Here is a 23,969-nt window from a genome sequence, read left to right on the forward strand (position 1 = left end):
GGGGGCTGGGGGCTTGATGGCGGAGCCACGCGGGCCGTGCATTCGCGCGGGCCCACCACATCAACAACATCGGGCCGAGGCCGTTCCATGCTCGACACCAAGACCGCGCGCAGCGAAGACCTAGGGCTCCGGAGGTCGCAACGGACCATCCGCCCACTTGCGAGCATCGGGGGTCGTGTAGCGGGTCATCGTTGCAATTGGTGCACACGTACCGCGACCGCCGCTCCGAAGCTCCGTCGGACACAGCTTTCATCGGCTTGCCGCACGCCGGGCACGCCTTCCGGACCGGATGGAGCATGGCCATCTTTTTTCCCCCTGCCATGGCACTCTAGTTCAGCCGAGATCCTCAAGCTGGCCGATGAAAATTTGGTCGGGTTCACACTGTTGCCGGCCTTCTTGACTTCGTGACCGTAGAGCACGCAGCTCCGGCAGTGATGTTGAGGGGCGTGTCATGGAGCAGGAGTTCTACCGAGGTCTGGCCCAAAGGGTCGGGGGTATGGCGGAGAAAGCCGATCCGTTCACCCGGCGTCGTCTCCTGGATCTCGCCGAACGGTATGACAGCAGGGGCGGTCATCCCTCGGCATCCGGACCGACCGAGCGGCCGCTGCCAACGCCTCGCACGACGCCGGCTGCAGCGACTTTCTCTGGACCCGGCGAGGCCTGACGCCCCCACCCCTGTCGTTCTTGATGGTGCCGCACCGCGCACCCGATGAAGCCTCGCGGCCGTCCCGCAGTGCGCGAAGGGATCTGCCGACAGACGCTTCCCCAGGACCAAGCTCGCCTACCCAGCCGGTGGTCCTGGCCTCACCAGGGAGGATTGGATGCCGTGGGCGGGTCCGACATCGCGTTTCCCCCTGATCGCGATCCTAGGGGCTTGGAAGCGGGTGGGGGAGGCGCTGCGCCTCGCACCGGTAACGAGCTGCCGCGTAGGCCACCCTTCCGGCAGGTTGTGCTCGGCAGCCCCGGAGGCGAGTGAGTTCTGACCACGCCAGGGCGGCGGTGATCCATCTCTGCCGTTCTAGCCCATCGGCTTCGGCGGCAAGCTTCATTGCCGCGACGGCCTCGCGCTCGGAGTCGTACGAGGAGTCCATGGACCCAAATATAGCTGCAGATCGTAAACGATCACGCACCAGTGGGGCCGTAGCAATCCCAGGGTCGGCACCATACGCGGACGCCTGTCTAGCCTTTTGGAGCTGCTCCGCCGATCCGCCCGTTCATAGCGCGGACCTCTGGAGCGCTCGCGATTGAGGCCCTGCGCGAGCGTCCCGCAAGGGGGGCCAACTGCACCGACACTCCCGAAAAGCCCGTGAATTGCTTGTCTTTCAGATATCTCGCGCCGAGCGGTCCCGATATTGTGGGGCCTGACGGGACTACCTCATCGGCTCAACACGAGAAGAGATGTTTCAAGACGCATCGGATCTGGCCGCGACGGCCGAGGTACTAGGCCGATCGAGCGACTACCGGGTGCTGCGCCACCTGGTACCGCGGCCAAACGTGGATGCCGGCCTTCGGACAGGAAACCAAGATCGGCATCCTGCTCGACACCGAGACAACCGGCCTCGACCACCGCAAGGACGAAGTCATCGAGCTCGGCATGGTCAAGTTTGGCTACACGCCGGACGGTCGCATCATTGATGTCACGGACACGTTCTCCGCCTTCAATGAGTCGTCCGAGCCGATCCCGGCCGAGATCACGGCGCTTACCGGCATCACCGATGAAAATGGTGGCCGGCCACAGGATCGACGAGGCCGCCGTGAACGCCTTCGTCGACGATTCCGTGGTCCTGGTCATCGCGCATAACAGTAGATTCGATCGGAAGTTTTCCGAACGCTACTAGCCCGTCTTCGAGCGGAAGGCGTGGGCATGCTCCGCGACCGAGGTCGATTGGCGGCAGCACGGCTTCGATGGAGCGAAGCTCGGCTACCTTCTGAACGGCGCCGGCTATTTCCACCAGGCGCACCGCGCGGTTCACGACTGTCACGCGCTGCTCGAGATCTTGGACTTCGACCTACCAACGACCGGCGCGCCAGCGCTCGCTGTCCTGCTCGAGAGCGCACGACAGAAGACCATCCGGATATGGCCGAACAGTCGCCGTTCGAACTCAAGGATTCGCTGAAGCGCCGCGGCTATCGCTGGAGCGACCGGCACGGACGGTCGGCCAAAATCCTGGTACGTTGACGTCCGCGAGTCCGCTCTAGAAACCGAACTCGCATTTCTCCGGACCGAGATCTACCTGCGCGACGTGAGCCGCGCTTGCAGATGCTGACTGCCTTCACCCGCTTCTCCTGCAGGATCTGAGGGCCGCCAATCGCCACGCCGAAATACGTGGCGAACCTGCCCTCAGCGGCCGAGACGTTTCTCGACCCGCTTGCGGCTGTTGCCGACCTTCTTCACGGCTTTCTTCACCGCGGAGGCCGAGCGGCCAGTTTTCTTTGCTTCGTATCGCACTTCGTAGTCCTGGCCCTTAGCCACACGGGTGCGATCTTGTTTGCGTCCCCGTGCGGTCTTCTTCTTCGCTGCCACCATCTGCTCCTCCGTCTGCCAAACTGATGTCAGTGCAACGCTTCAAGGAATCGTGGGGTTCCCTCCAAGAAGCTGTTGCCGGGCCGAAGCCAAACGAGCGCCAGCAGCATCTCGGCTCCACCTTTGTTGGCCTTTCCATTTTCGTTTGCTCGACCGCCTGCATGAAGGCTTCGTCGCACCGCATGAGCACAGCGGCCCTTTGGCGCACATCGCCCGAGTTGGCCAGCTCCGGACGCTCCGGCCCATTTAGATTCAAATACGCCGCCCGGAGCCCGCTCCCGTTTCTTGCAGATGTTTTTCTACATCCTCCATTCCAAACCCACGGACCGGGAAAACTTGGAACTTCTCAGTCCAGCGCATGTTTGTGCCGTGCCACTTCTGGAGGACGACATGAACAAGAGGCTGCTTCTTCTGTTAACGGCTGCTTCGCTTCTCGCGGGTCCGTCGTTTGCGCAAAACCCGCCGGCCACTGATCGGCCCAACAATAACGCGGTCAACAGTTCCGGTCAGAACAATTCCAACAACCCGGTCGCAGGCGCCAACAGCTTCACCGAGGGCCAGGCCAAATCGAAGATTGAGGACGCAGGCTACACCAACGTCACATCCCTGAAGAAGGACGACAACGGCGTCTGGCGCGGAAAGGCCACTAAAGGCGGCGCCTCGACCGATGTCAGTCTGGATTTCCAGGGCAACGTGAACGGGGCGAAATAACCTGCCCCACCAAAATTGAGAGGGATTCAAGATGACCGTCACGATCTCACGTCTCTACGATAACTACTCCGATGCGCAGCGCGCGGTGACGAGCCTGGAGGCCGCGGGCGTGCCGCATTCGGATTTGAGCATCGTCGCGAACAATTCCGACAACTGGTACAGCACCGACAAGAAGGTCGATCGAGATCGAGATGGGGTTGATGATCGGGCTGAAGGTGCGGCCACGGGAGCGGGCGTCGGCGCAGGCCTCGGTGGCGCGGCCGGCTTGCTCGCGGGCCTTGGGTTGTTGGCTATACCCGGCCTGGGTCCGGTCGTGGCGGCCGGATGGCTTGCGTCGACCGCGCTGGGTGCCGCAGCTGGCGGCGCTACGGGCGGGGTGGTCGGCGCGTTGACGCAGGCTGGTGTATCCGATGAGGAAGCTCCGCTCTACGCCGAAGGTGTGAGGCGCGGCGGCACGCTGGTTTCAGCGCGTGTGCCGGACGCGGACCGGGCGCGATACGAAGCGATCCTGAACCAGTCCGCCGTCAATCTGCGCGACCGAAGCGCAGCCTGGCAGAAGGGCGGGTGGAAGAATTACGATCCATCCGCCCAGCCTTACGGTGCGGAGGAGGTCCGGAGAGAACGGCAGCTCTACGGCACCGGAGCGCGATGAATTAACCGGCGGCCTGCCCCACGCGGGCCGCCCTTCTCTTGCAAGGTTACCAATCATCGAACTGAGGAGCCGAAAATGAGCCGCGGAATGCCATCGATGACTGCCCTCTTGGGTATGCTCGCAATCGCCGGTTACCAAAATCGTGACAAGCTCGCCGACATGTTTCGCAATGCTACCTCCGGTCAGCCGGCGGGTGCCAAGGATTCCCTGAGCGGCATGCTCGGAAATCTTGGCGGCGTTGTGGGAGGCGGTGGGGTGGGTTCGCTGCTGAGCGGCGGGATCGGCGAGTTGCTCGAGCACTTCAAGCAGAACGGGCAGGGCGAAGCGGCCCAATCCTGGATCAATCAGGGGCCAAATCGCGAAGTCACCCCGCCCGAACTCCAGCAGGCTATCGGTCTGGACGTCCTTCAAAAGCTGGAGCAGCAGACCGGCCTGTCTCAGCAGGAGATCCTCAACCGATTGTCGCGCGAGCTTCCGGCAGCCGTGGACAAATACACACCTGATGGACGTCTTCCGGCTCCATCGGCGGGATAATCACAGCCACCGAGGGAGAGACATGGGCATCATATGGACGATCATCATCGGCTTCATCGCAGGCATCATCGCGAAGTTCATCATGCCCGGCGATAACGAGCCGTCGGGCTTCATCCTGACCACAATCCTGGGAATAGTAGGGGCGTTCGTTGCGACCTACTTTGGTCAGGCTCTCGGCTGGTACCGGCCAGGAGAAGGCGCGGGGCTAGTGGGGGCAGTGGTAGGCGCCATCATCGTGCTTTTCGTCTACGGATTTGTCGCCGGTCGCAGCCGCCGGGCCATCTAACCACCGTGGAAGGAATTGTTCGCGTTAGCGAAGAATTCGCCCCGCGAAAGGCAATCGGCAAGATGAAATGGATGCTCGTTGTTCTTGTAGGAGGAATGACCCCGGTCAACACCGACCTGGTCTTCGACAAGTTCGCCGATTGCCTCGCCGCCGAGGAGCAGATGCGAAAGCACTACACGGACGCTTTCGAGGCCTGGGACCGATGGGCCGCGGCCAATATCGAGCGACGGCGCGAATACTCGAAGGTCCGCGATCTCCAGGCCAAACGCCTGCTCAGCAACATCGGTACGTGCGTTCCTCATGCAGGCGGCGACGCCGTAGCAACTCAGCAACAGAATAATCCCACACCTTCTCAGCCTCCCCAAGGTCTCCCCACTCCGCAGCCAAGTCCGAAAACGTGAGGTCCGAACGTTTCGGACAGGCCGGCCGTAAACGAACTCGCAGCGGCGCTTTCATCGCGCCTGCCTTCATTGTTCTCGCCACGCGCTGAGCTGTAGCCTGCTGACGATTATAGGTGCACGCCAAATGTCGCCTATAACGGTCCTGCGGGCTGACGATGTCGACCGAACTATAGGCGAGAATGGGCGTTTACCGAGACCATGTCTGACGCCTTCGATTACTTCCGCGCCTACGCCGTCCGGGCTCTTTGCAAAGCCCGATCGCTGCCGCGCGGCAGGATGAAGCATCTGCAGCTGGTTGCGGGGCGAATTTACAATCTCCTCAAGAAGGAGGCCGCTTATCGCCCGAACACGCAGCACCTTGAGGACTTCCGGGCAGCGCAGAAACTTGAGGCATCTCTCGATCGCCGGCGCGATGACGGCCCACCCGCTAAGGGAGACTTTGCGCCGGTGAGGCCCGGCGCGGAACGGGAGGGTCGTTGAGTGGCCTCCCCCGACGTTCGCACGATCGTCAGTCTCCTGCGAGAATACGCACAGCGGACGGCGTTGCGTGGCGGGAACCCGTACAGGGCCAAAGCCTATGCGCGCGCCGCAGACAGCCTGGCGGCCCTTGCCGTCCCTCTGGACGTGCTCATCGCCGAAGACCGGCTCACGGAAATCCCCGGCGTCGGCGAGGCGATCGCCGACATGATCGCCACGCTTCACAAGACGGGCTCTCATCCGAGCCTTGAGAAGCTCCGGAAGGAGATACCCGAGGGCGTGCTCAAGATGCTCGCCGTTCCCGGCCTCCGCCCCGAGAAGGTGCTGCGGCTCTACAAGGATCTCGGCATCACTTCGCTCGCGGAGTTGGAGGCCGCCGCCAAGGACGACCGCATCAAGAAGGCCAAAGGTCTCGGCGCGGCGCTGCAGACCAAGATTCTGCAGAACCTGGCCCTCGCGAAAAGCGGAGAAGGTCGCCTCCATCTGCACCGTGCGGCCGCCCTGCTCGCGCACGCCAAGGATTCGCTGCGGAAGGTCCGGCCGGAGCTCAAGCGGGTGACGATCGCAGGCGACTTCCGCCGCGGCTGCGAACTCGTCGGCGACCTCACGATCGTCGCGGAGGCTGCCAAGATCGAGAAGGCGACGAATGCTTCGGCGGCGGACGGACTGCAAATCTGCTTGTCCGACCGCAACCACTTCGGCGCCGCCCTTCTTATCGGCACCGGCTCAGCCGCTCACATCGAGAGGCTCCAAGCATTGGCCGCGGAGAAAGGAATGCGGCTGGAGAGCGACGGGTTGCACAAGGGTCGCACCCTGATCGCCGGCGACGAGGCCCAAATCTATAGCGCTCTCGACCTGCCGTTCATCGATCCTGAACTGCGAGAGGGGCGCGGAGAGGTCGAACTGGCTCAGAAGGGCAAGCTGCCGAAGCTCGTCACCGACAAGGACTTGCGCGGAATCCTTCATAGCCACACCGATGCCTCCGACGGCACGGAGACCTTGGAGACGATGGCCAAGGCCACGCGCGAGCGCGGTTTCGAGTATTTCGGGGTCGCCGACCACTCCAAGTCCGCGCACTACGCGGGCGGACTCTCGGAGGAAGATATCGCGCAGCAGCACCGGGACGCCGACCGGTTGAACAAGCGGTTCGGCAAGGATTTCCGGATCCTGAAAGGCATCGAGTCCGACATTCTGGCCGACGGCTCGTTGGACTATGCGGACGACGTGCTGCAGCGCTTCGACTTCGTGGTCGCGAGCATCCACGGCCGATTCAAACTCGACCGCAAGGCGCAGACGCAGCGCCTGCTTCGTGCGATCTCCGATCCCCACACCACCATCATAGGCCATATGACCGGGCGGCAGCTGCAGCGGCGGCCGGGCTACGAAATCGACATCGAGAAGGTCCTGAGGGCATGCGCCAGGCATGACGTCGTCGTCGAAATCAACGCCCATCCTTGGCGACTAGACCTGGATTGGCGCTGGCACCAGGCCGCCCTCGAGTTCGGCTGCATGATGAGCATCAATCCGGACGCGCACTCGGTCCCCGAGCTCGACCACATGCACTGGGGCGTCGAGATGGCCCGGAAGGGCGGCGTCCCTGCCGACCGCGTCCTGAACGCCATGGCCCTTCCGGAGATCACGCGCTACTTCCGCCAGAAGCGGCGCTCGGTCGCCCGGGCCGCCTGATGCCGCAGGCGTACGCGCTCTCGCCGGAGGGCACCGTGGTCGCGGTCGCCGCCGATCGCGCTCACCACTTCAGCAAACCGCCGCAGGACGAGATCGTGCTGGTGGAAGGCTATGGGGTCGAAGGCGACGCCCACGCCGGCCAGTTTGTCCGGCACCGCTATCTCGCCCGCCGCCGGCCTCGCCTACCCAATCTCCGGCAGGTTCACCTGATCCCGTCCGAGCTCTTCGCCTCCCTCTCGGACGCGGGCTTCGAGGTGCGGGCTGGAGAGCTCGGTGAGAACATCACCACTGCCGGTCTGGACCTCGAGCGGATGCCGCTCGGGACGCTCATCGAGCTTGGAGCCACGGCGATCGTGGAGCTGACCGGCCTCCGGACGCCCTGTATCCTCATCGACCGTTTCCAGGCCGGCATGAAACGGCAGGTGCTGTCGTCGGCGGAAACGGGCCTCTGTTCAAATGCGGGGTGCTGGGCGTGGTCAGCGCCGGCGGAGCGTCCGCGGCTGGCGATACCGCGCGGGTTCGGCTCCCGTCCTCTTCATTTCGTGCCTTGCCGGGTCTGTAGAGAGGCCCTTACGCAAGTCGGCGGCCGATATCCGACCCACCAAGGACTTCAACAGCAGATCGATCTGCTCCTTGATCGGTGCGCGTGGATCTTCAGCAGGTGTGGCGGCCGTTGAGCCGCCGATAATCGTGCTACGCGTCGAGCACCCACGATGACCGCCCCGACTTGAAGGGAGGCTATCGAGGCAGGCGTGGGGCTGTCGAAGCCTTCAATATGTCGGACGGAACTGACGATGCATCCTCCTCGTTCCTACCCTCCGTCACCCGTCGTCCAGCCATGGCCCGAAAATCGACCCTGCCTCTTCGCCTGCAGCCTATGCTGGCCACGCTGACAGATTCGCCGTTCGACGATTCCGATTGGCTCTTCGAGGACAAGTTCGATGGGTTCCGCATAGTCTCGGAAATCCGAGGCGGTCGCGTCGTGCTCTACAGCCGCAACGGCAAGATCATCAGCCGCTCCTATGTCGAGGTCGCGAAAGCCCTTGAGGGCGTGAAGGCGGACGCCGTGATCGATGGCGAGCTCGTTGCGATCGGGAAGGACGGCGTATCCCATTTCCAATTGCTTCAAAACGCCCGGCGTCACGAGGCTACGCTTTTGTACTGCGCGTTCGACCTCATGTTCGCAGCCGGCGAGGACCTCCGTGCGCTGCCGCTTCTCGAGCGCAAGAAGCGGCTCAAGGCCATCCTGCCGCGCCACAAGCTGATCGCGTACAGCAACCACCGCAAAGGCAGCGGCACAAAGTTCTTTGCACAAGCCGAGCTGAGACATCTCGAAGGCATCATGGCCAAGCGCGCCGATAGCCCGTACGCATCCGGACGCCGGACCGCCGACTGGCTGAAGGTGAAGACCGCGCAGCGGCAGGAGGTAGTGATCGCCGGCTTCACGGCGCCGAGGCGAACCCGGCCCTTCTTCGGCGCCCTCGTGCTGGCGGTACGCGACGACGGTGCATGGCGGTACATCGGCCACGTCGGCACCGGCTTCAGCCACCAAGTTCTCGAAGAGCTTCACGGCAAGCTCGTGAGCCTCAAGACAGCCAAGTCGCCCTTCCTTCCAAGGTGAAGGATGAGCGGGTTACGACCTGGGTTCGTCCTTCGTTGGTCGCGGAAGTGAAATTCGCGGAGTGGACCAGCAAGGGCGAGCTGCGCCAGCCGGTCTATCTCGGCCTGAGGTCCGACAAAAACGCCAAGGACGTCGTTCGCGAAACGAAGTGGTCGCGAAAATAATGCAGCCGAGACGAAGCTCGATCTGGAGTTCAGCTCGCGGCGCGCTCGGACGCCGAAGGCCACGGCGCCAGGGGCGGAAGCCCGAGCGCCTTGCGTACAGGTCCAAACGACCTCCGGTGAGCAGCGCATGCACCAAGCCTGGCGAGCGCCTCATAATGAGCCGGCACCGGGTAGCCCTTATGATCTGCGAATCCGTAGCCGGGGTGACGCTCGTCGAGCGTCCGCATGACGGTGTCGCGCTCGACTTTCGCGAGGATGGAGGCGGCCGCAATGCTGGCGGACTTGGCATCGCCTTTTATGATGGGCTGCTGAGGGATGTCGATTTCCTTCAACCGCTTCGCATCGATCAGCAAGTGCTGCGGCGTCAACCCTAGGCTCCGGACCGCACGTTGCATCGCCCGGATGCCTGCCCAATAGATGTTGATTGCGTCGATCTCCTCGACCTCGACGAATGCTACACACCAACTCTCTGCCTTTTCCTTGATTTCCTTCGCGAGTTCTTCGCGAGCGGCGGCGTCGAGTTTTTTCGAGTCGTCGATTCCGATTATCCGTGTGCCGGGCTTCAGGATCACGGCGCCAGCGGAGACTGGCCCGGTGAGAGGGCTCATTCCCGCCTCGTCCACGCCTGCCACGGCATGATGGCCGCTTTCCCAGAGAGAGGTCTCGAAGCGGAGCATCTTTCGCAGGCGCTGCCCCTCGGACCTGTTTTCGAAGCGCCGTTTATCGATTGACGCCAGGATGGCACGGGCTCCCGCGCGGGCGTCGGCCCGCAAGATCTGCTCGACGTCGGCCTCGAGCGGTCTTTTCTCGACGACATAGCGCCGACGCAATACATCGAGTGAATACTGGGACATGGCGGCCTTCGTGAAGACTGACTGTGGGAAGCGTGTCGGTGATATTTGTGGCGATTGTCTGAAGTCAGACTGTGCCCTCATCGACTGCGCAGCGCCTTGTCGAAAGGAACCGGACCGGCTCGCCATCTGAGGTCCCGCTATTCTGGAGGGCCACTGATCCAGACCTCGCGTTCGACCTCAGAGCGGAACCAACCGGTGTCTTCATCCCTTGAGAAAGAGTGGAGCCTCGATCCCCGGGTGCTTCCGAGGGGGCCGGCCCATGCTCCGCCAAGCCAGCAACGAAGAACAGGCTCTGGACCGCAGCGCCGAGGTCGCGGCCACCATCGCGGAAGAAGGCCTCCGGTACGTCAGCGACTCCGCGCCGGGCTACACGCGCAAGCGAACTGGAACCACTTTCAGCTACTACGACAAGGACGGCAAGCGCATCACCGATGCCGCCGTCATCCGACGCATCAAATCAATCGGCATCCCGCCGGCCTACGAGTCCGTGTGGATCTGCCCGTCGTCCAACGGGCACATCCAAGCAACCGGGCTCGATGCGCGTGGTCGCAAGCAGTATCGCTACCATCCGAAGTGGCGCGAGCTCCGAGACCAGAACAAGTATGAGCATATCATCCTGTTCGCTGCCGCGCTGCCCGCGCTGCGGGAGCGGGTCGCCGCCGACATGAAGCGGGACGGATTGCCCCGCGAGAAGGTGCTGGCCACGATCGTTAGTCTTCTGGAGAAGACATTGATCCGGGTGGGCAATGCCGAGTATGCCGAGCAAAACAAGTCCTACGGGCTCACCACCATGCGCCGCAAGCACGTGGCGGTCGGGCGCGGCGTCCTTCGTTTCGACTTCACGGGCAAGTCGGGCAAACAGTGGAAGCTTCGCGTCGAGGACAAGCGGATAGTCGCGATCGTGAAGCGCTGCGCGGAGATCCCGGGACATGAGCTCTTCAAGTACCTGGACGAGGACGGACAGCCCCGCACCGTCGATTCCGGCGACGTAAACGCCTACATCAAGGACATCACGGGCGAGGACTTCAGCGCCAAGGATTTTCGGACTTGGGCGGGAACCGTTCTGGCGGCGTTGGCGCTTGCCGAATTCAAGAAGTACGACAGCCAGGCCGAGGCGAAGCGCAACGTCGTCGCTGCGATCGAAAGCGTCTCGAAGCAGCTCGGCAACACACCGGCCATCTGCCGCAAGTGCTACGTGCACCCGGAAGTCTTGAACGCCTACATGTCAGGTGACCTCGTGAAGATGATTGAGGCCAAGATCGCGCAGAAGTTCAAGCGCCAGTACGCAAAGCTCACTTCCGACGAGATCGTGGTGCTGGCATTTCTCCGGAAGCGTCTCGATTCTGAAGGTGCCCGCCTAGCCTCGCGTACCCGGTCTCCGGATGCCTGCGTCTTCCTTGATGCCTCCAGGCAGGCCTCGGCTGGTGCTCTCGTCGGCAAATAGGGGCCTTCCATTCAAAGCCGTGGTGCGGGCCCGGGGGACGGTCGCTTACCGCGCGGGTTCGGCTTCCGTCCTCGCCATTCGCGCCTCCCGGCTCGGGTAGAAGGATCCGTGCACAAGTCGCCGTCCCGACCCGAAGCAATGCCGTTCTTAGGTCGGACTAGCCTGGCCGCAAACAACGTAACGGCGGTACGCTTCGGGCTAGGAGGTACGAAAGTCTGGGACTTTTTCAACCGCAGCGCCCACCCGGCGGCTTCTTCTTTGGCTTCGATCCACCTCAAGAGACGTTCGCTCTCGCGCGTTCGCGCGCCTCACGACGACGTTGGCGGCGTGCGCGCCGCCGCTCGGCACGGTCGGCAGGTTGCCGCAGCGGAGGAACCGGCGCTGTCTCGGATACCAATTTGGGAGCCTCATCGGCTGCGGCCTGTTGGGCCGGCGCGGATGCCTCCGGGCGGGCTTCCATGAATTCAAGCACTGCCCGACCCTTTGCCGTGATCTGCCAGCCCCCGCTGATGCGTTCGACTAAGCCTTGAGAAAAGATGTCGAGGGCGGGGACCTGCGCAGCGAGGCTCTTGGTCCGGTCCGCCCAATCGCGGCCGCTGGTCGCCAGAATGGCCATGTCGCGCTTCAGGTCATCCATGACGGCGAAGCCGTCCGGATAGCTCACCAGGATCTTCAGCACCGTGACCTGGAAATTCACGCCCGCCTCGACCGATCAGCGCCACATCATCGCGGGCGCCCGCCAAAGGGCGCCACGGCCGACCTGCGTGAGTTCGTCCTGCGATACCTCGCCTCTAGTCGCCGCCTCAAGTATCTTTGAGGCGACATGGCTACGCGGTCCGATCTCGCGCTGCAAAACGCTCTCGCAGACCTCGTCCAAGACCGCGCGCACTAGCGCAGTGGTTGCCGCATCGAACATCAATACTCCCCAGAACGCGAAAGTCCCAATATAGCCAACATTCGCTCAGCGCGACCCAACAAAGTTTCGGTCGCGATAGGCCAAGCCAGCTGGTCTGACCCGTACCTTTGGAAGATGCCTGCACGGTGGACTTGTCTTGTAAGATCGGGCAAGTCGTAAGGCTATCCTCGAGATCAGGAACACTCGCGTGTCGAGACCCCAGCGAGTCTATAGGCAGGTCGTTCTTTCGATGTCGGTCCTCTTGCTCGTGGCAGCCGGCGCCGCCGCCCAGGAGGATAAGAAGACCGACGACGATAAGCCGGCAGATCCAGATACGGGTGAGAGCACAGTCGAGGAAAAGACGCTCGGCCTTCTGCCCAATCCGCTGCAGAAGTACGGCGTGAAGTTCGCTGCCACTTACATCGGCGAGGCGTTGGGTAACGCTTCCGGCGGCCTGAAGCGGGGCGCTATCTACGAAGGCCGTCTCAACCTTGCGGTGGATGTCGATCTGCAGAAACTCGTCGGCACCGATAAGCTCACTTTTCACGCCAACATGTTCCAGATCCATGGCGATGGCCTGTCCCGGAGCAATCTTCAGAACTTCTTTGTCGTCAGCGGAATCGAGGCTCTACCCTCAACGCGTCTCTACGAAGCGTATTTCGAGAAGCAGTGGGGCGCGAAGAGGATCTCGTTGAAAGTGGGTCAGCTCGCCGCCGACAGCGAATTCTTCAACACCAAATATACAGACGTGTTCACCAACGCCTCAATGGGTTGGCCCGCGATCACGTCGCTCAATCTTCCCAGCGGCGGACCGTCGCCACCTTTGGCGGCTATGGGCGCAAGGCTACTGGTCAACCTGACCGACCAGCTTTCCGTTCTGGGTGGGATCTTCGACGGCGACCAAGCGGGACCCGGACCGGGCGACCCGCAGGAGCGCAATCGCTACGGCGTCAATTTCCGCGTCAACGATCCGCCGTTGTTACTGGGTCAGATCCAGTTCGCCTGGAACAACAAGAAGGGCGATCCCAACCTGACCGGCCAGATCAAGTTCGGCGGCTGGCGGCACTTTGGCTCTTTCGCGGATCAACAGCTCGCGTCCAACGGCGTCTCGTTCGCCGCTCCCGGTAGCAGCGGTGAGCCGCTATTGCTGGCAGGAGACATCGGTGGCTGGGCGGTCTTCGAGCAACAGATCTACCGCGTGCCTCACAGCGACGATCGCGGGATCGGTGTGTTCGCAAGGGCCGCCGGCGCGCCCGCTGATCGCAACCTGGTCGATATATACGCTGATGCCGGCCTCGAGTTCATCGGGCTTCGTGACGACCGGCCCGACGACAAGTTCGGGATCGCCGCGGGTTATGCCCATGTGTCCAAACGGGCGCAGGCGCTCGACGCCGACTACCGGACGTTGGTGAATCCAAATTGGCCCTTGCGAAACTTCGAGGGGTTGCTGACGACGGTCTACCAGTATCAGATAAAGGACGGCTGGTCGTTGCAGCCGAACTTCCAATACATCATCCATCCGGGCGGCGGCGCCACGGGGCCGGCGACGTCATCCGCCGGAAAGGTCCTCAAAAACGCCTCGGTGTTCGGGCTCCGGACTACGCTCAAATTCTAGCACCGTGCGCATCGCACGGACTCTGTTCGACGAAGTTCAGGCTTAGCTCGTGTAGATGATGACGACCACGCAGGTGGCATTAGGGCGACCGGCATGTCGGGTACTTGGGCCAACATCTCATTGAGCCTCTTCAGCCTGCTCGCGCTCGCGCAAGCCTCGGGCAAGTTGATCAACAGACGTCTCCTGCGCCAATTCGTCTTGTTGGCAATCCTCGTCATCGACATTCAGCCGCGTGGCAAGCTTCTGCAATATTCTCAAAGATCGCGTCGCCTCCCGTTCAGAGAGCAGATTAATCTGAAGTTCTAGACGATCCCGCTTCTCCAAGATGCGGTCGGTCGCATTTTGGCGAATGAGGACACAGGAGGTGAGAAGTACCGCCTCCAGCGCAAGGAATGTCCCGAGCAGCGGGAACGGGAATGGATCAAGCGCGCGATCGGGGAATACCCCGCCGAACGCAATCCAACACACCACCGCCCCGCACTGCAGCACAACGAACTGCGGAGTTCCCGCAAACGATCCGATTGCATGAAAAACACGATGATGAAGAGCGATCTTTTTCTCATCCTGCTTTTCAAGCCGCAGGATGGCGTCGATATTTTCTACCGGTCTTTTCGATGATGCCGGCGCTGACATCGTCAGCTGGCGATCTGCTCGGCGGCTCGCCGCGCTGACTGTCGGGTCCGGTCGACTGTCTCATCTCCGGCCTTTTCGGCCTTGGCACGCGCTTCACATTTCGAGCGAAGCTCCTCAATCTCATCGTCTGTGAGGTGCTCAATTCCCACGAGACTATTGCGCGCCGCACTCACGCGAATGAGTTCGTCCAGCTTTACCTGAATGGCCGCGCTGTCACGGTTTTGCGAGTTCTGAATCAGAAATACCATAAGGAAAGTTACGATTGTGGTCCCAGTATTAATGACCAACTGCCAAGTGTCCGAAAACTGGAAGAGCGGGCCGCTGATGCCCCATACGACCACCACACCCGCGGCTAACAGGAAGGTCGAGGCGCGCCCAGCCGCAAGCGAGGTCTCGTTCGCCAAATCACCGAAGAACTTTGAGATCCGGGATGGTTCGTTTTTCATGACTCAGCCGGTGCCACCAACCACAATGTTGTTTCGGGGTGAAAGTTCCGCGTCAGGAATCGACATACATCAGAGGCAACCGAGACATGCTTTACGCGGAGCTCCCGAGAGCACGTATTGAAAGCGATCGCAGAGTACGTCCAAGCCACGCCCGTTCGGATGCCGACCTCAACTCTAGAATTCCACTTGCTCCTGATTCGAAACGGATGGCCAAGGATTCGCTTCATGCCAGTCCCACAAGCCAGCCGCGGATCTCTCACGCGAAGCGTCCTCCACGAGCGATCAGGTTGCGATATCGGGTCTCGTATTCATTCGCCATCCGGCTTGCGGCGAAGCGCTCTTCGAACCGGGCGCGGATCACTCTTCTATCCAGCCGGCCCAGTTCTTTCACGGCGCTGATCGCCTGCTCCTCACCATCGACGATGAAGCCGGTGACGCCGTCCTCCACGACTTCCGGCACCGAGCCTGATCGATAGGCGATCACGGGCGTCCCGCACGCCATCGCCTCGATCATGACCAGACCGAACGGCTCGGGCCAATCGACCGGAAACAGCAGGCCTGCTGCATTCGCGAGAAAAGGCTGTTTCTTCGCGTCGTCGACCTCGCCGACGAGCTGAACCGTCTGGCCATCGATGTTCGGCTCGAGCTTGTTCTTGAAGTAGGCCGTCTCCGCCCGAGGAATCTTCGCAGCGATCCGCAGGGGCATCCGCGCCGCCCGCGCGATGCGGATGGCGTCTTCCGGTCCCTTGTCAGCCGTCAGCCTCCCCAGAAAGGCCAGGTAGGAACCCGGTTCGTAGGACGGCCGAAACAGATCCTTCGGCAGTCCGTGCTGGATCGTCGCGATCCAGTTCGCCTCCGGAAGCGGACGACGCTGGTTGGCGGAAATCGAGACGAACGGAGCGTCCGCAAAGGCACCGATAACTTGGGGCAGACCGGGAAGGTCGAGCCGGCCGTGCATCGTCGTCAGGAAAGGCACGCCGGTTCGGCTGAGCACCGGAAGGGGCAACCAGTCGACGTGTGAGTGGATCACGTCGAAGTCGCGCGCGCGCTCGGCGATGGCTTCGATCAGAAGCGCGCAGGCAGCGCTCGGATCCGCACCCTTCCGCCCCAGGCGCAGCGCGCGCGGCCACACGGCGTGGAGCTTTCCCTTCGTCTTGGAGTCCCCGCTTGCAAACAGGGTCACGTCGTGTCCCAGTTCGACCAATTCGTCCACGAGCCAGGCGATCACACGCTCGGTGCCGCCGTAGAGCTTGGGAGGTACGCTCTCGGCCAACGGAGCAAGCTGGGCAATCCGCATCGGCTAGGCCCCGAACACGAACCGCAGGCCTATCACGACAACCGCGGAAATGAGGGACGAAATCGCGAGCAGCGTCCAGGCTGGTCTTGTGCTTTCGCGAACCACTCGCGCCGCGAGCATTTTCACGCCCGTCAACATTCGTCTCGAGGAAGCCGCTGCAAGTAGGCTATCCCGAAGCCAGCGAGTTCTTCCGTGTCGCTCTCGCGCGCCTCCGACCTGCTGTGGAGGTGGCGCTCCAGCAGGCAGCGCCGGCTGTCGTGCGCATCGACCTCGGGGTGCCGCGTCCGATACACCGACCAGGCGGTCTCCGCGGCGTTCTTCAAGACGACTTCGTCGACCATACTCACTCTCTCCGGAGACCGAACCCAGTCGCTGCCAACTCAAGGCGCTCTGGAAAGTTTCCGGATTTTCCCGACGGTAGACGAAGGGAGAAGGCTCAGGATGCTCCGACATGCGCCCGCGTACTTGCCGCACGCCGGCGCTGCAGGCGTTGGATTCGGCCAATCCATGTGAAGGCGAAGTGGGGCGCGGGCTTCGCACGACAGCTGCTCGACCGGACCATCCCGTCCGGTTTGCGGCCCGGAAAACTTGGCTTGAAATCGAGTATCGTCCTGCCCTTCTCCGTAAAACGGCCATCCGAGGTTTAGGTTCGACCAGGCCTGCGAGAAGATGTCGAGATCCGGAAGGCGCGCGGCCACTGGCCCGAATTTGACGGGCCCCGCGCGCGGCACTCGGTCCTACCCCGCCCTAGACCACCAGATTGGCGGAGAGCTTGCCGACGTGCCGAAGGCATCGCGGCTCGACTTTGTGTCCTCAGCTGAGTTTGGGCGGCTCAATGGGCTGGTGTGTATCTTTTGATACTTTGCGCACCGTTATGCTTTGCTACTGTTTCCCGGAACGGAGGGGCGGACATGGACCGGTTAAAGGAAGCATTGGGGCACCTCGATCCCCTGACTGTCCGAATTGCCGCATTACCACGAGATGGTTCCGCTCTGAGCTGGTGCGAGATACTCCAGAATCGATAATCGCCCACCTTTTCGTCTGCTCAAACTGCAAACGCGCTCAGCGGAGCGATACAAAATTCACTCCGATGCGCGTGCCGCCCGACAAACTGGCATCCCCGCGGTTTCGCGTCTTGACTGGTGGAAGGTAAGCCGCCAGGGGAGCCCTAACTGAAGCGCGCCGGAAGAGTGGCGGGCGCCAGCCGAATGGGGCTGTCCATTTCGATCAGGAAGCAGGACGAGGGCCGCAGCTTAGGAGATCGCCGGGTGTCACAACACCTGACGACCAGAGCGCTCACGGGCCAGCTACGGTACCGGATGAAAAGCCGTTCTGCGATTGCCTGTTTCTCAGAGCGCAAGCGACGCCAGCGTGAGCTCTGCCGCGAGACGCTCGGCTTGGTCCGCCGCTCCTTGTCGATCTTAAGGATCATTCCGCCCTGATGCTGGCATGTTGCATCGGTGACAAGCTCAAATTCGTAGTACGGCATGAAAGCCTCTGAACTCGCAACGCCCACTCTGAGCATAACTGCGCTCTCCATCAGGTGAATTATCGTATCTGAATGCGAAAGCTGGTTTGTGGAAGGATGCGGACCGACTTTCGACCAATGGCCATCCGGTGACGCTGTGGCGGGCTGATGCTGTTCGCCGAAGTCCACAAAAACTGCGCCCTGGCTTGCGGGCCATCTGCGTACCACCATACCGAAGCCTTAGTTGCGAGGCGCGAAAGGTAGTAGCTCTGGTGCGATCGAGGAACTTCGGAGCTTCAACAATATTCTGTCATGATCAACAAGGAGGGATCCGCATGCCGATCCAGACCGTGATGGACAGTACCGGCGACAGCCGTCACTTCTTCGATGCGGACGATGCAGGGGAAGTAGCCAAGGCGGAGCAGCGATTCCGCGAGCTGACGAACGTCGGCTTCACCGCCGCGGTTCGGACCGGTTCAGGTCAGGTGTCGCGGATCCGATCGTTCGACCCCACTGCGGAAGAAACTCTCTTCTTCCCCAGGCTGGTCGGCGGCTGAATCGCTGAGCCGTGTGGCTGTTCAGGCCGTCGCGGCCGGGTGAACGCTCACGGATGAGGGCTGCAAAGGCGCTGTTCATTAGACACGGCGCCGAGAGGACTCCGGAAGGACGCGCGCTGCTGCTGCTGCGGCAGTGCCTCTCGCCCGCCCAACGGCGGCAATTCGGGGAAAAGGGTTATTTCGAGGTAATCGGCGGCGATACGGGCAACCGCTACAGATCTATGCGGGAGCGGCTGCGAATGTCTGCGAGATCGGCGAAAACGGTCGCCCAAAGATAGGCTTGTGTTTCCTGCCCGTTGGCGACCTTCCGATTGGAGACGTCATGCTGGCCCAGAAGATCGCGCTCGAAACGTGCGAGGGCAGCGCGCTCGCAGTAGCCCGAAAGTTCACTCCCAGCGGTTTCTTGTTCAGCCGGTCCCGCCCGCTTCGGTAGCCGCGGCGTTGCGTCGCGCGTCGGTGACGTTGCGTGCTGCCCATCGCCGCTGGCAAACCGCAGCGGTATGCTTGGAGCGATAGGTAGAGTGGAAGTCGTCCCACTCAGGGGCCCGACCGCCGCCTTCGCCGGAGAAAGCTTTGCGGGCTTCGTCCACAAACACCTGATCATGAACAGCGCCATTTCCCGGAACGAAATGGCTTAACACTAGCGTTTTGACCCCTGCGGCTTGAGCCACTTCGCCCGCCTGTTCGAGCGTAAGTGCATTCCTTGAAACACTTTTAAAGAGGTTGTCGGCGGTCTCCTTATCGAACCTGCCTACTTTCACAGCTGCATCGAGCACCTGACGCATTCCCGGAAGATATTGCGCCTCGCACACGAACACGTCAGCGCCTTTCGCAAGATTGATGAGAGCGTCGGTCTTTCGGGTATCACCAGAGAAAACGATAGAGCGATCTGCAGTGTCAAAGCGATAAGAGAGCGCCACTGGGTACCGCGGGCGATGGCCGAAATACTGGGCGCTGCAGCGCGCCGAACCTCCAAAAGCCGTGTGACGGTGGATATCACCTCCTAGGCGCGCGATTGCCGAAATCGCGAGTATAGAGATGGCCAGGGAGCGCCGCGCCTCTGGGTGAGGCGAGTATCACCGTCAGAGAGGCATCGATTGGACGATCCGATTTAGCCCTGCCATTTTGAGGATCCCAACCGCTACCCAAAGACTCTGTAACGTTGGTCCGCAGGATTTCAGATTAGCTGCCGCTGCGGCTGCAGCGGTCGGATATCGATCCTGCCGTGAACTGGGCGCAAGGGCAGTCCCCGGGCGCCTACGTCAGCCTCCAGATCCGTCCATAATGCGATGGGATATTTAGATCTACTTGCCGGAGCGAAAGCACGTTCCTCAGGTCGAGGGCGCCGCCATGCAGCTCTTCCGCGTAGTCACCGGCCATCGGGAACCAGAACGGGACGGTCCGGTCGGTGTCGCTGAAATTGACAGCGACCAACGTGTAGTGGGCGCCTGCGTAGCGCGCGAACAGCAGAACTCCGCACTTCTGATAGCGATCCCAATCGTTGAAGAAGAAGTACGTGCCCTGACGAATGTGGTCGCGTTGCCGCCGGATCCGCAGCAGCCTGCGGACCAGGCTTACGATCGGCCGGCCGGACTCATCGTAGAAGAAGTCCCACCGCATCGGTCGCAAGAGCGAGACGCGGCCCATTCCGAAATCGGGGAGGAAATAGTTTTCGGCGAATTCCTCGCCTTGCCAGAGCATCGGAATTCCTTTGCTCATCAGAAGGCCGATCAAATAGGGCTGCAGCATGTACCAGCGCGCCCGGTCGCCCTCGGCGAACAGCGGATTCCGGCTTCATCGGGGTTGGAGGTGCCGAAATTGCACAGGAAGCGTTCGTGATCGTGGTTCTCGATGTATTGAAGCGCGGTCTTGGGGATGTCGTCGCCGTTGACAATCTCCCGGTCGGGGTAGCCGAAGAGACCGAGCTGCAGACCGAGGTCGGCGAGCCGGCCGCGATCCCCCTGGGCCACCGCGCGTGCCGCGCCATAGGTGCCGTTCTGCCACGTGCAGTTGGAATAGGTCGACCGCAGCACGTCCTCCGGGGCTTCGAGCTGCTCGGCCATCTGCACGAGCCTCAGCGGCTTGCCGGCCGCTCCGTCGAAGCGGCTCCAGTACGGGCGACCTGCGGCGATGTTCGCCTTGGTCAGCTGGTGCGTCTCATAGACGAGGCTCGCATAGCCCACGCCCATCGGCCCGTCCCAGTAGTTCGGGACGCAATCGTAACGGAAGCCGTCGACGTGATAGACCTCCAACCAATGGTGATTTGCGGTGTAAAAGTAGTCCCGCGTGATCTCCCGATCGAAATCCGTGCTCTTGCCGAAGTTGCTGAAGTAGTCCTTGGCAAACGGCCCCATGAACGGATTGTCGCGGTACCGCAGCCGCGTGTAGGCGTCGTAGTACGGGAAATCCACCCCCGTATGGCCATAGACGACGTCCACGATCACCGCGATCCCGTGCTGATGGCAGATGTCGACCAATTGCTGGAAATCCCACCGGTTGCCGAAGCGCTCGTCGACGCCGAAATAGCCGATCGGCAGATAGCCCCAGTCGACCGAGTTGCCGACGTTGGACAGCGGCATGATCTCGATGGCGTTGATCCCGAGGTCGGCCAGGTAGGCAACGAGCCCGCGAGCGCGGTCGAGGTCGCTGCCGAACTCGGCGATGTTCACCTCATAGAGGATCAGATCTGCCAGCGCCGGCGTCCGCCATTGCGCCTCGCCCGCACTCCAGACGTAGGGCTCATAGCCTAGGGTGAAGGCGGATTGCCTGCCGACACCGAACTCGCGCGCGAAAGGGTCGATGATCCAGTCGAGCGTGCCTACGCTCGGATTTGCGATCGTGTAGCGATAGACGTAGCGGCCCGGATTGCCCCAGGCTGAGCCCGGCACTGCAGGCGGCATACCGGCGATGGGCACCGTGACCGACCAAAAATCCCCATACGGCGGACGAACTCTGTGTGTGAGCTGAAGTTCCCGAGCCGGAAACGCCTGAAGAAACTGATCTGCCTCATGGATGATCTTAACGGTGACGACGTTGCCATCGGCCGCCGACACCCAAGGGAGCCAGAGTCCGAACGTCACCGTGCCGCGTGCTTCGACGGCGCCCAACGATCCGAGTGGCATCAAGTTCATGCCACCGCGCCTTCCAACGACTTCCACTGAATGTTGCGAAAGAACACGCGGCCCGTGTGCGTTTGCAGGCCGATGAAGCGCGGGTCTTGCGCGGTGGACGGCAGGCCGCGGCGCGGAGACTGCGGATCGCCGGCGAAATGGAAAATGTTTACCGCCTGCCCGTTCAGCGCGACCGTGATGTCGGCCCCATCGACGGTGATCTCATAGTTGTTCCATTCTCCGACCGGATGGACGGTCAATGGTCCGTCGGTCGGTCCCTTGAAGGCGTAGACTGCACCCGTCCTGTGGATCGGCGCATTGTCTGGACGGGCCAATTCGTCGATCTGAATTTCGAAGCCGAAGTTGACGCCGACATAGGCCGTGTTGTCGTAGCCTTCGTTTCGAGGGTCGGGGAAGCCGATGAAGACACCCGAATTGTCGCCGGGTGCCGTCATCATCCACTGCAGCCGCAGAACGTAACGAGGAGGCGTGGGGCGCTTTAGCCAGAGCAGCCCAAGGTCCGTTCCCGTTCGCGCCTCGAGCACGCCGCGCCGGACCCGGAACGAGCCAGGGTCGTTCCGACCAGGCTGGTTGCTGATCGTCGACATTGTCCAGTCGCCAAGAGAGATGCCATCGAACAGCGTCTCGAATCCCGCATCGGCCGCGAGGGATGGCGGCGCCATGATCAGGTCGCCCGTGCGGCGCGACAGCGCGATCCCGGTCAGCATCGGGTTGGGAGAGCCGATGCTCGGGAATAGCGCGGGGCCGGCCGCATACAAGTTTTCGGTGTGATGGAAGCGTCCGTTGCCATCGGTGACGCTCGCGGCCGGGTCGGTGCCCATCCAAAGCGTCCCGGCTTCATGATGCGTCGTCCCGAGCCCGTCCTGGTTGCTCTGGAGCACCTGCATCGGCTGCCCGTTGGCGAAGATGGCGGCGACCTTCTGCATTGTCGCATCCATGGCGGCCCAAAGATCCTGATCTCGCTGTGTCGGTGTTAGCGCAACCGATGCGCGACGAACGCCGTATTCGTCGGTGCGCGCGCTCAAATCGACCCGGCTTGGGTGGGCGGCGGGATTGGCCGGATCGGCTGGCTCCATCTCTCCGAGCCCCCTGATTGCAATTGCGACATGCGTATCGGTCGAGGTCCGCAGCTGGTCATAGAAGTCGACGTCGGGCACCTTGCGGTAGAGTTCGTCCTCGCCGCCTACGGTATTGCCGCCGCCGCTCGCAGCAATCTGAAGGTGGAAGTGGCCAATCAGATCACCATTCGGGCGCGTCGCCCGTCCCTTCACGAACATGGCCGCGGTCTGCAGTTCGTTCACCGCCGACGAAAGCCCGGAAATCGCCGAGCGCGGCACGCGGATGACAAGGTTTGAGCGAAGGTGAGCGATCAGGTTCTTGCCGACGAGCGGCAGGGTCGGAAAGCCGGTGCCATCGAACGACGCCAGAGCGAGCCGCGCGTTCTCGATCGTGCCGAGCGCCATGATGACGGCACCGCCCGGAGCCAGATCAATCGGGCCGCGGCTCGTGTCGATGCCGGAGATGCGCCAGGTGCCTGCCGCGGTCGGCACGCTACGCAGCGTCAACACATGCGTGTCGGGCAGCACCATGAATTCCTTGACGGAATCGTTGCCGTTGGAGTCGCTCGCCGCGGTCCGAGCCGCCTTCATCAGCAGCGGAACGACGCTGAACTTGTTCAGCGGAAAGAACCCCGCATGTGGCGGGCGCGCCTGCACAGCAAGCGGCGCTTCCAGCTTCAGCAGGTTCAGCAGGTCGTTTTGCGAAAGCCCGCCGCTCGACGACAGACCGAGCAACTGTGCGGGGTCGGCGCCAGGCTTCAGCAGCGGCGAGGGTGGGAGCGCGTCGAGCGTAATCGCCCCGGGCACGCTGGACAGATTGTCGAAGAGCTGGCGACGAAGCGCGTTTTGCAGTTCACCGAAAATGAAGTCGTTCGCCTCGTCGACACCGATCTGCCACGAACTCTCATCGAAATAGCGGCCGTTCAGTTCGGCTACGGTATTTGCCGGCCAACCCGACATCTCCTCGTCCAGCAGACGAGGCGACCAACCGCCCCAATAGAGTGATCGGCCTCCGAGCGTATACGCCAGTCCCTTGAAGGGAATGGTCGACTTCCAAGGAATGCCCCAAACCTCGTTGCGTGGCGGCTCAGGCTGCGGCAGGTTTTCGTTAAGAAAGAACGGATTGGTCGGATCGCCAAACCCCTGGATTCCCGTGTTCTGGACGTGCTCAGGAACGGTGAACAGCCCGGCGTCTACGACCAGTGTCCGTAATCCGCCGCCACTCTGCTTCTGACGAAACCACAGATGCTCGGCGATAGCCGAGCCGAACGTACCGGCTCCCACAATGATGAAATCGAACGGACGCCCGCCTGCGGATTTCCACGCATCAACCTCCGCTAGGTTGTTGCAGAGGTAGCGGCCCTGGATGTCTTTGGTGAACGAGGTCGTCTCGGTAGTGATCGCCATTGCCCGCCTCCTGGTGCAACCCTCGAACTCGCTTTCCTGTTAGGGCACGATCTCCTTCAACCTTAAATGAGCTAGTTCACAGATTGCTCTTACTTTCAGCCGCAGCGA

23 protein-coding genes and 3 pseudogenes are annotated in these 23,969 nt (G+C 62.1%); 14 read left to right on the plus strand and 12 right to left on the minus strand.

What is annotated here, in order from left to right; genetic code table 11:
- The first annotated feature begins 451 nt into the window (after nucleotides 1–451).
- A complete protein-coding gene (locus GWG67_RS15880) occupies nucleotides 452–664 on the plus strand; it encodes a hypothetical protein (protein ID WP_275170236.1) in 213 nt (70 codons plus the stop codon).
- A gap of 734 nt (nucleotides 665–1,398) precedes the next feature.
- A pseudogene (locus GWG67_RS15885) lies at nucleotides 1,399–2,299 on the plus strand (3'-5' exonuclease).
- A gap of 42 nt (nucleotides 2,300–2,341) precedes the next feature.
- Here the strand turns inward: GWG67_RS15885 and GWG67_RS15890 are convergent.
- Nucleotides 2,342–2,527 carry a DUF3606 domain-containing protein gene (locus GWG67_RS15890; protein ID WP_275170237.1) on the minus strand — a complete coding sequence of 62 codons (186 nt, stop codon included), beginning with the start codon at nucleotides 2,525–2,527 and terminating at the stop codon, nucleotides 2,342–2,344.
- A 387-nt stretch (nucleotides 2,528–2,914) separates the two neighbouring features.
- Between GWG67_RS15890 and GWG67_RS15895 the strand changes: the two genes are divergently transcribed.
- The 8 genes and pseudogenes from GWG67_RS15895 (at nucleotide 2,915) to ligD (ending at nucleotide 9,056) form a co-directional block, all read left to right on the plus strand.
- On the plus strand, nucleotides 2,915–3,235 hold the full coding sequence (locus tag GWG67_RS15895; protein ID WP_275170662.1) for a hypothetical protein: 321 nt from the start codon (nucleotides 2,915–2,917) through the stop codon (nucleotides 3,233–3,235).
- A 31-nt stretch (nucleotides 3,236–3,266) separates the two neighbouring features.
- Nucleotides 3,267–3,887, plus strand: a complete 621-nt coding sequence (locus GWG67_RS15900) for a general stress protein (protein WP_275170238.1) — start codon at nucleotides 3,267–3,269, stop codon at nucleotides 3,885–3,887.
- Between the two features lie 75 nt (nucleotides 3,888–3,962).
- Nucleotides 3,963–4,421, plus strand: a complete 459-nt coding sequence (locus tag GWG67_RS15905) for a YidB family protein (protein ID WP_275170239.1) — start codon at nucleotides 3,963–3,965, stop codon at nucleotides 4,419–4,421.
- A gap of 22 nt (nucleotides 4,422–4,443) precedes the next feature.
- A complete protein-coding gene (locus GWG67_RS15910; protein WP_275170240.1) occupies nucleotides 4,444–4,707 on the plus strand; it encodes a GlsB/YeaQ/YmgE family stress response membrane protein in 264 nt (87 codons plus the stop codon).
- 62 nt (nucleotides 4,708–4,769) lie between these two features.
- Entirely contained in the window at nucleotides 4,770–5,108 is a 339-nt protein-coding gene (locus GWG67_RS15915; RefSeq protein ID WP_342761038.1) for a hypothetical protein, read from the plus strand.
- Nucleotides 5,109–5,588: 480 nt separating this feature from the next.
- Nucleotides 5,589–7,271: a helix-hairpin-helix domain-containing protein gene (locus GWG67_RS15920; protein ID WP_275170242.1), complete on the plus strand. Its 1,683-nt coding sequence runs from the start codon at nucleotides 5,589–5,591 to the stop codon at nucleotides 7,269–7,271.
- Entirely contained in the window at nucleotides 7,271–7,948 is a 678-nt protein-coding gene (locus tag GWG67_RS15925; protein WP_275170243.1) for an MOSC domain-containing protein, read from the plus strand. The genes GWG67_RS15920 and GWG67_RS15925 overlap by 1 nt, the downstream gene beginning before the upstream one ends.
- Before the next feature lie 200 nt (nucleotides 7,949–8,148).
- Nucleotides 8,149–9,056 (plus strand): annotated as a pseudogene (gene ligD, locus GWG67_RS15930) (non-homologous end-joining DNA ligase).
- Between the two features lie 29 nt (nucleotides 9,057–9,085).
- On the opposite strand, the gene GWG67_RS15935 reads toward ligD, so the two are convergent.
- Nucleotides 9,086–9,910 carry a ribonuclease HII gene (locus tag GWG67_RS15935; protein ID WP_275170244.1) on the minus strand — a complete coding sequence of 275 codons (825 nt, stop codon included), beginning with the start codon at nucleotides 9,908–9,910 and terminating at the stop codon, nucleotides 9,086–9,088.
- Nucleotides 9,911–10,169: 259 nt separating this feature from the next.
- Between GWG67_RS15935 and GWG67_RS15940 the strand changes: the two genes are divergently transcribed.
- Nucleotides 10,170–11,354 (plus strand): DNA topoisomerase IB, encoded by a 1,185-nt coding sequence (locus GWG67_RS15940; protein WP_275170245.1) that lies wholly within the window; start codon nucleotides 10,170–10,172, stop codon nucleotides 11,352–11,354.
- A gap of 274 nt (nucleotides 11,355–11,628) precedes the next feature.
- Here GWG67_RS15940 and GWG67_RS15945 read toward each other — a convergent pair whose 3' ends face one another.
- On the minus strand, nucleotides 11,629–12,051 hold the full coding sequence (locus tag GWG67_RS15945; protein WP_275170246.1) for a hypothetical protein: 423 nt from the start codon (nucleotides 12,049–12,051) through the stop codon (nucleotides 11,629–11,631).
- A 15-nt stretch (nucleotides 12,052–12,066) separates the two neighbouring features.
- Nucleotides 12,067–12,270 carry a hypothetical protein gene (locus GWG67_RS15950; protein WP_275170247.1) on the minus strand — a complete coding sequence of 68 codons (204 nt, stop codon included), beginning with the start codon at nucleotides 12,268–12,270 and terminating at the stop codon, nucleotides 12,067–12,069.
- A gap of 229 nt (nucleotides 12,271–12,499) precedes the next feature.
- On the opposite strand from GWG67_RS15950, the gene GWG67_RS15955 reads away from it, so the two are divergent.
- Nucleotides 12,500–13,864 (plus strand): carbohydrate porin, encoded by a 1,365-nt coding sequence (locus tag GWG67_RS15955; protein ID WP_275170248.1) that lies wholly within the window; start codon nucleotides 12,500–12,502, stop codon nucleotides 13,862–13,864.
- Nucleotides 13,865–13,981: 117 nt separating this feature from the next.
- Here the strand turns inward: GWG67_RS15955 and GWG67_RS15960 are convergent, their stop codons facing one another.
- From GWG67_RS15960 to GWG67_RS15975, 4 genes are all read right to left on the minus strand, one after another.
- The gene (locus GWG67_RS15960) at nucleotides 13,982–14,497 is read right to left on the minus strand and encodes a DUF1003 domain-containing protein (protein WP_275170249.1); all 516 of its coding nucleotides are present in this window, start codon (nucleotides 14,495–14,497) and stop codon (nucleotides 13,982–13,984) included.
- 2 nt (nucleotides 14,498–14,499) lie between these two features.
- A complete protein-coding gene (locus tag GWG67_RS15965; RefSeq protein ID WP_275170250.1) occupies nucleotides 14,500–14,943 on the minus strand; it encodes a low affinity iron permease family protein in 444 nt (147 codons plus the stop codon).
- 256 nt (nucleotides 14,944–15,199) lie between these two features.
- A complete protein-coding gene (locus tag GWG67_RS15970; RefSeq protein WP_275170251.1) occupies nucleotides 15,200–16,240 on the minus strand; it encodes a glycosyltransferase family 4 protein in 1,041 nt (346 codons plus the stop codon).
- Nucleotides 16,241–16,371: 131 nt separating this feature from the next.
- Nucleotides 16,372–16,581 (minus strand): hypothetical protein, encoded by a 210-nt coding sequence (locus GWG67_RS15975; RefSeq protein ID WP_275170252.1) that lies wholly within the window; start codon nucleotides 16,579–16,581, stop codon nucleotides 16,372–16,374.
- 1,462 nt (nucleotides 16,582–18,043) lie between these two features.
- Here GWG67_RS15975 and GWG67_RS15980 point away from each other — a divergent pair.
- Nucleotides 18,044–18,265, plus strand: a complete 222-nt coding sequence (locus GWG67_RS15980) for a hypothetical protein (RefSeq protein ID WP_027516267.1) — start codon at nucleotides 18,044–18,046, stop codon at nucleotides 18,263–18,265.
- Nucleotides 18,266–18,318: 53 nt separating this feature from the next.
- Nucleotides 18,319–18,698: pseudogene (locus tag GWG67_RS15985) on the plus strand (hypothetical protein).
- On the opposite strand, the gene GWG67_RS15990 reads toward GWG67_RS15985, so the two are convergent.
- From GWG67_RS15990 to GWG67_RS16005, 4 genes are all read right to left on the minus strand, one after another.
- Nucleotides 18,673–19,311, minus strand: coding sequence for an MBL fold metallo-hydrolase (locus tag GWG67_RS15990; protein ID WP_342761042.1), 639 nt, complete (start codon nucleotides 19,309–19,311; stop codon nucleotides 18,673–18,675). The pseudogene GWG67_RS15985 and the gene GWG67_RS15990 sit on opposite strands and share 26 nt — an antisense overlap.
- 211 nt (nucleotides 19,312–19,522) lie before the next feature.
- Entirely contained in the window at nucleotides 19,523–20,014 is a 492-nt protein-coding gene (locus GWG67_RS15995) for a hypothetical protein (protein WP_275170253.1), read from the minus strand.
- Nucleotides 19,996–21,372 carry an alpha-amylase family glycosyl hydrolase gene (locus GWG67_RS16000; protein ID WP_275170254.1) on the minus strand — a complete coding sequence of 459 codons (1,377 nt, stop codon included), beginning with the start codon at nucleotides 21,370–21,372 and terminating at the stop codon, nucleotides 19,996–19,998. Before GWG67_RS16000 ends, GWG67_RS15995 begins: the two co-directional genes overlap by 19 nt.
- Before the next feature lie 20 nt (nucleotides 21,373–21,392).
- Entirely contained in the window at nucleotides 21,393–23,861 is a 2,469-nt protein-coding gene (locus tag GWG67_RS16005; protein WP_275170255.1) for a family 16 glycoside hydrolase, read from the minus strand.
- Nucleotides 23,862–23,969 lie beyond the last annotated feature (108 nt).

Origin of the sequence: Bradyrhizobium sp. CSS354, assembly GCF_029051725.1 — a bacterium.
In the GTDB taxonomy this organism is placed as follows: domain Bacteria; phylum Pseudomonadota; class Alphaproteobacteria; order Rhizobiales; family Xanthobacteraceae; genus Bradyrhizobium.

Excerpts from the sequence above, each read along its gene's own strand:
- GWG67_RS15880 (WP_275170236.1), top strand. The coding sequence starts at position 452 with ATGGAGCAGGAGTTCTACCGAGGTCTGGCCCAAAGGGTCGGGGGTATG.
- GWG67_RS15890 (WP_275170237.1), bottom strand. The coding sequence starts at position 2,527 with ATGGTGGCAGCGAAGAAGAAGACCGCACGGGGACGCAAACAAGATCGC.
- GWG67_RS15895 (WP_275170662.1), top strand. The coding sequence starts at position 2,915 with ATGAACAAGAGGCTGCTTCTTCTGTTAACGGCTGCTTCGCTTCTCGCG.
- GWG67_RS15900 (WP_275170238.1), top strand. The coding sequence starts at position 3,267 with ATGACCGTCACGATCTCACGTCTCTACGATAACTACTCCGATGCGCAG.
- GWG67_RS15905 (WP_275170239.1), top strand. The coding sequence starts at position 3,963 with ATGAGCCGCGGAATGCCATCGATGACTGCCCTCTTGGGTATGCTCGCA.
- GWG67_RS15910 (WP_275170240.1), top strand. The coding sequence starts at position 4,444 with ATGGGCATCATATGGACGATCATCATCGGCTTCATCGCAGGCATCATC.
- GWG67_RS15915 (WP_342761038.1), top strand. The coding sequence starts at position 4,770 with ATGAAATGGATGCTCGTTGTTCTTGTAGGAGGAATGACCCCGGTCAAC.
- GWG67_RS15925 (WP_275170243.1), top strand. The coding sequence starts at position 7,271 with ATGCCGCAGGCGTACGCGCTCTCGCCGGAGGGCACCGTGGTCGCGGTC.
- GWG67_RS15935 (WP_275170244.1), bottom strand. The coding sequence starts at position 9,910 with ATGTCCCAGTATTCACTCGATGTATTGCGTCGGCGCTATGTCGTCGAG.
- GWG67_RS15940 (WP_275170245.1), top strand. The coding sequence starts at position 10,170 with ATGCTCCGCCAAGCCAGCAACGAAGAACAGGCTCTGGACCGCAGCGCC.
- GWG67_RS15950 (WP_275170247.1), bottom strand. The coding sequence starts at position 12,270 with ATGTTCGATGCGGCAACCACTGCGCTAGTGCGCGCGGTCTTGGACGAG.
- GWG67_RS15955 (WP_275170248.1), top strand. The coding sequence starts at position 12,500 with ATGTCGGTCCTCTTGCTCGTGGCAGCCGGCGCCGCCGCCCAGGAGGAT.
- GWG67_RS15960 (WP_275170249.1), bottom strand. The coding sequence starts at position 14,497 with ATGTCAGCGCCGGCATCATCGAAAAGACCGGTAGAAAATATCGACGCC.
- GWG67_RS15965 (WP_275170250.1), bottom strand. The coding sequence starts at position 14,943 with ATGAAAAACGAACCATCCCGGATCTCAAAGTTCTTCGGTGATTTGGCG.
- GWG67_RS15970 (WP_275170251.1), bottom strand. The coding sequence starts at position 16,240 with ATGCGGATTGCCCAGCTTGCTCCGTTGGCCGAGAGCGTACCTCCCAAG.
- GWG67_RS15975 (WP_275170252.1), bottom strand. The coding sequence starts at position 16,581 with ATGGTCGACGAAGTCGTCTTGAAGAACGCCGCGGAGACCGCCTGGTCG.
- GWG67_RS15980 (WP_027516267.1), top strand. The coding sequence starts at position 18,044 with ATGCCGATCCAGACCGTGATGGACAGTACCGGCGACAGCCGTCACTTC.
- GWG67_RS15995 (WP_275170253.1), bottom strand. The coding sequence starts at position 20,014 with ATGCTGCAGCCCTATTTGATCGGCCTTCTGATGAGCAAAGGAATTCCG.
- GWG67_RS16005 (WP_275170255.1), bottom strand. The coding sequence starts at position 23,861 with ATGGCGATCACTACCGAGACGACCTCGTTCACCAAAGACATCCAGGGC.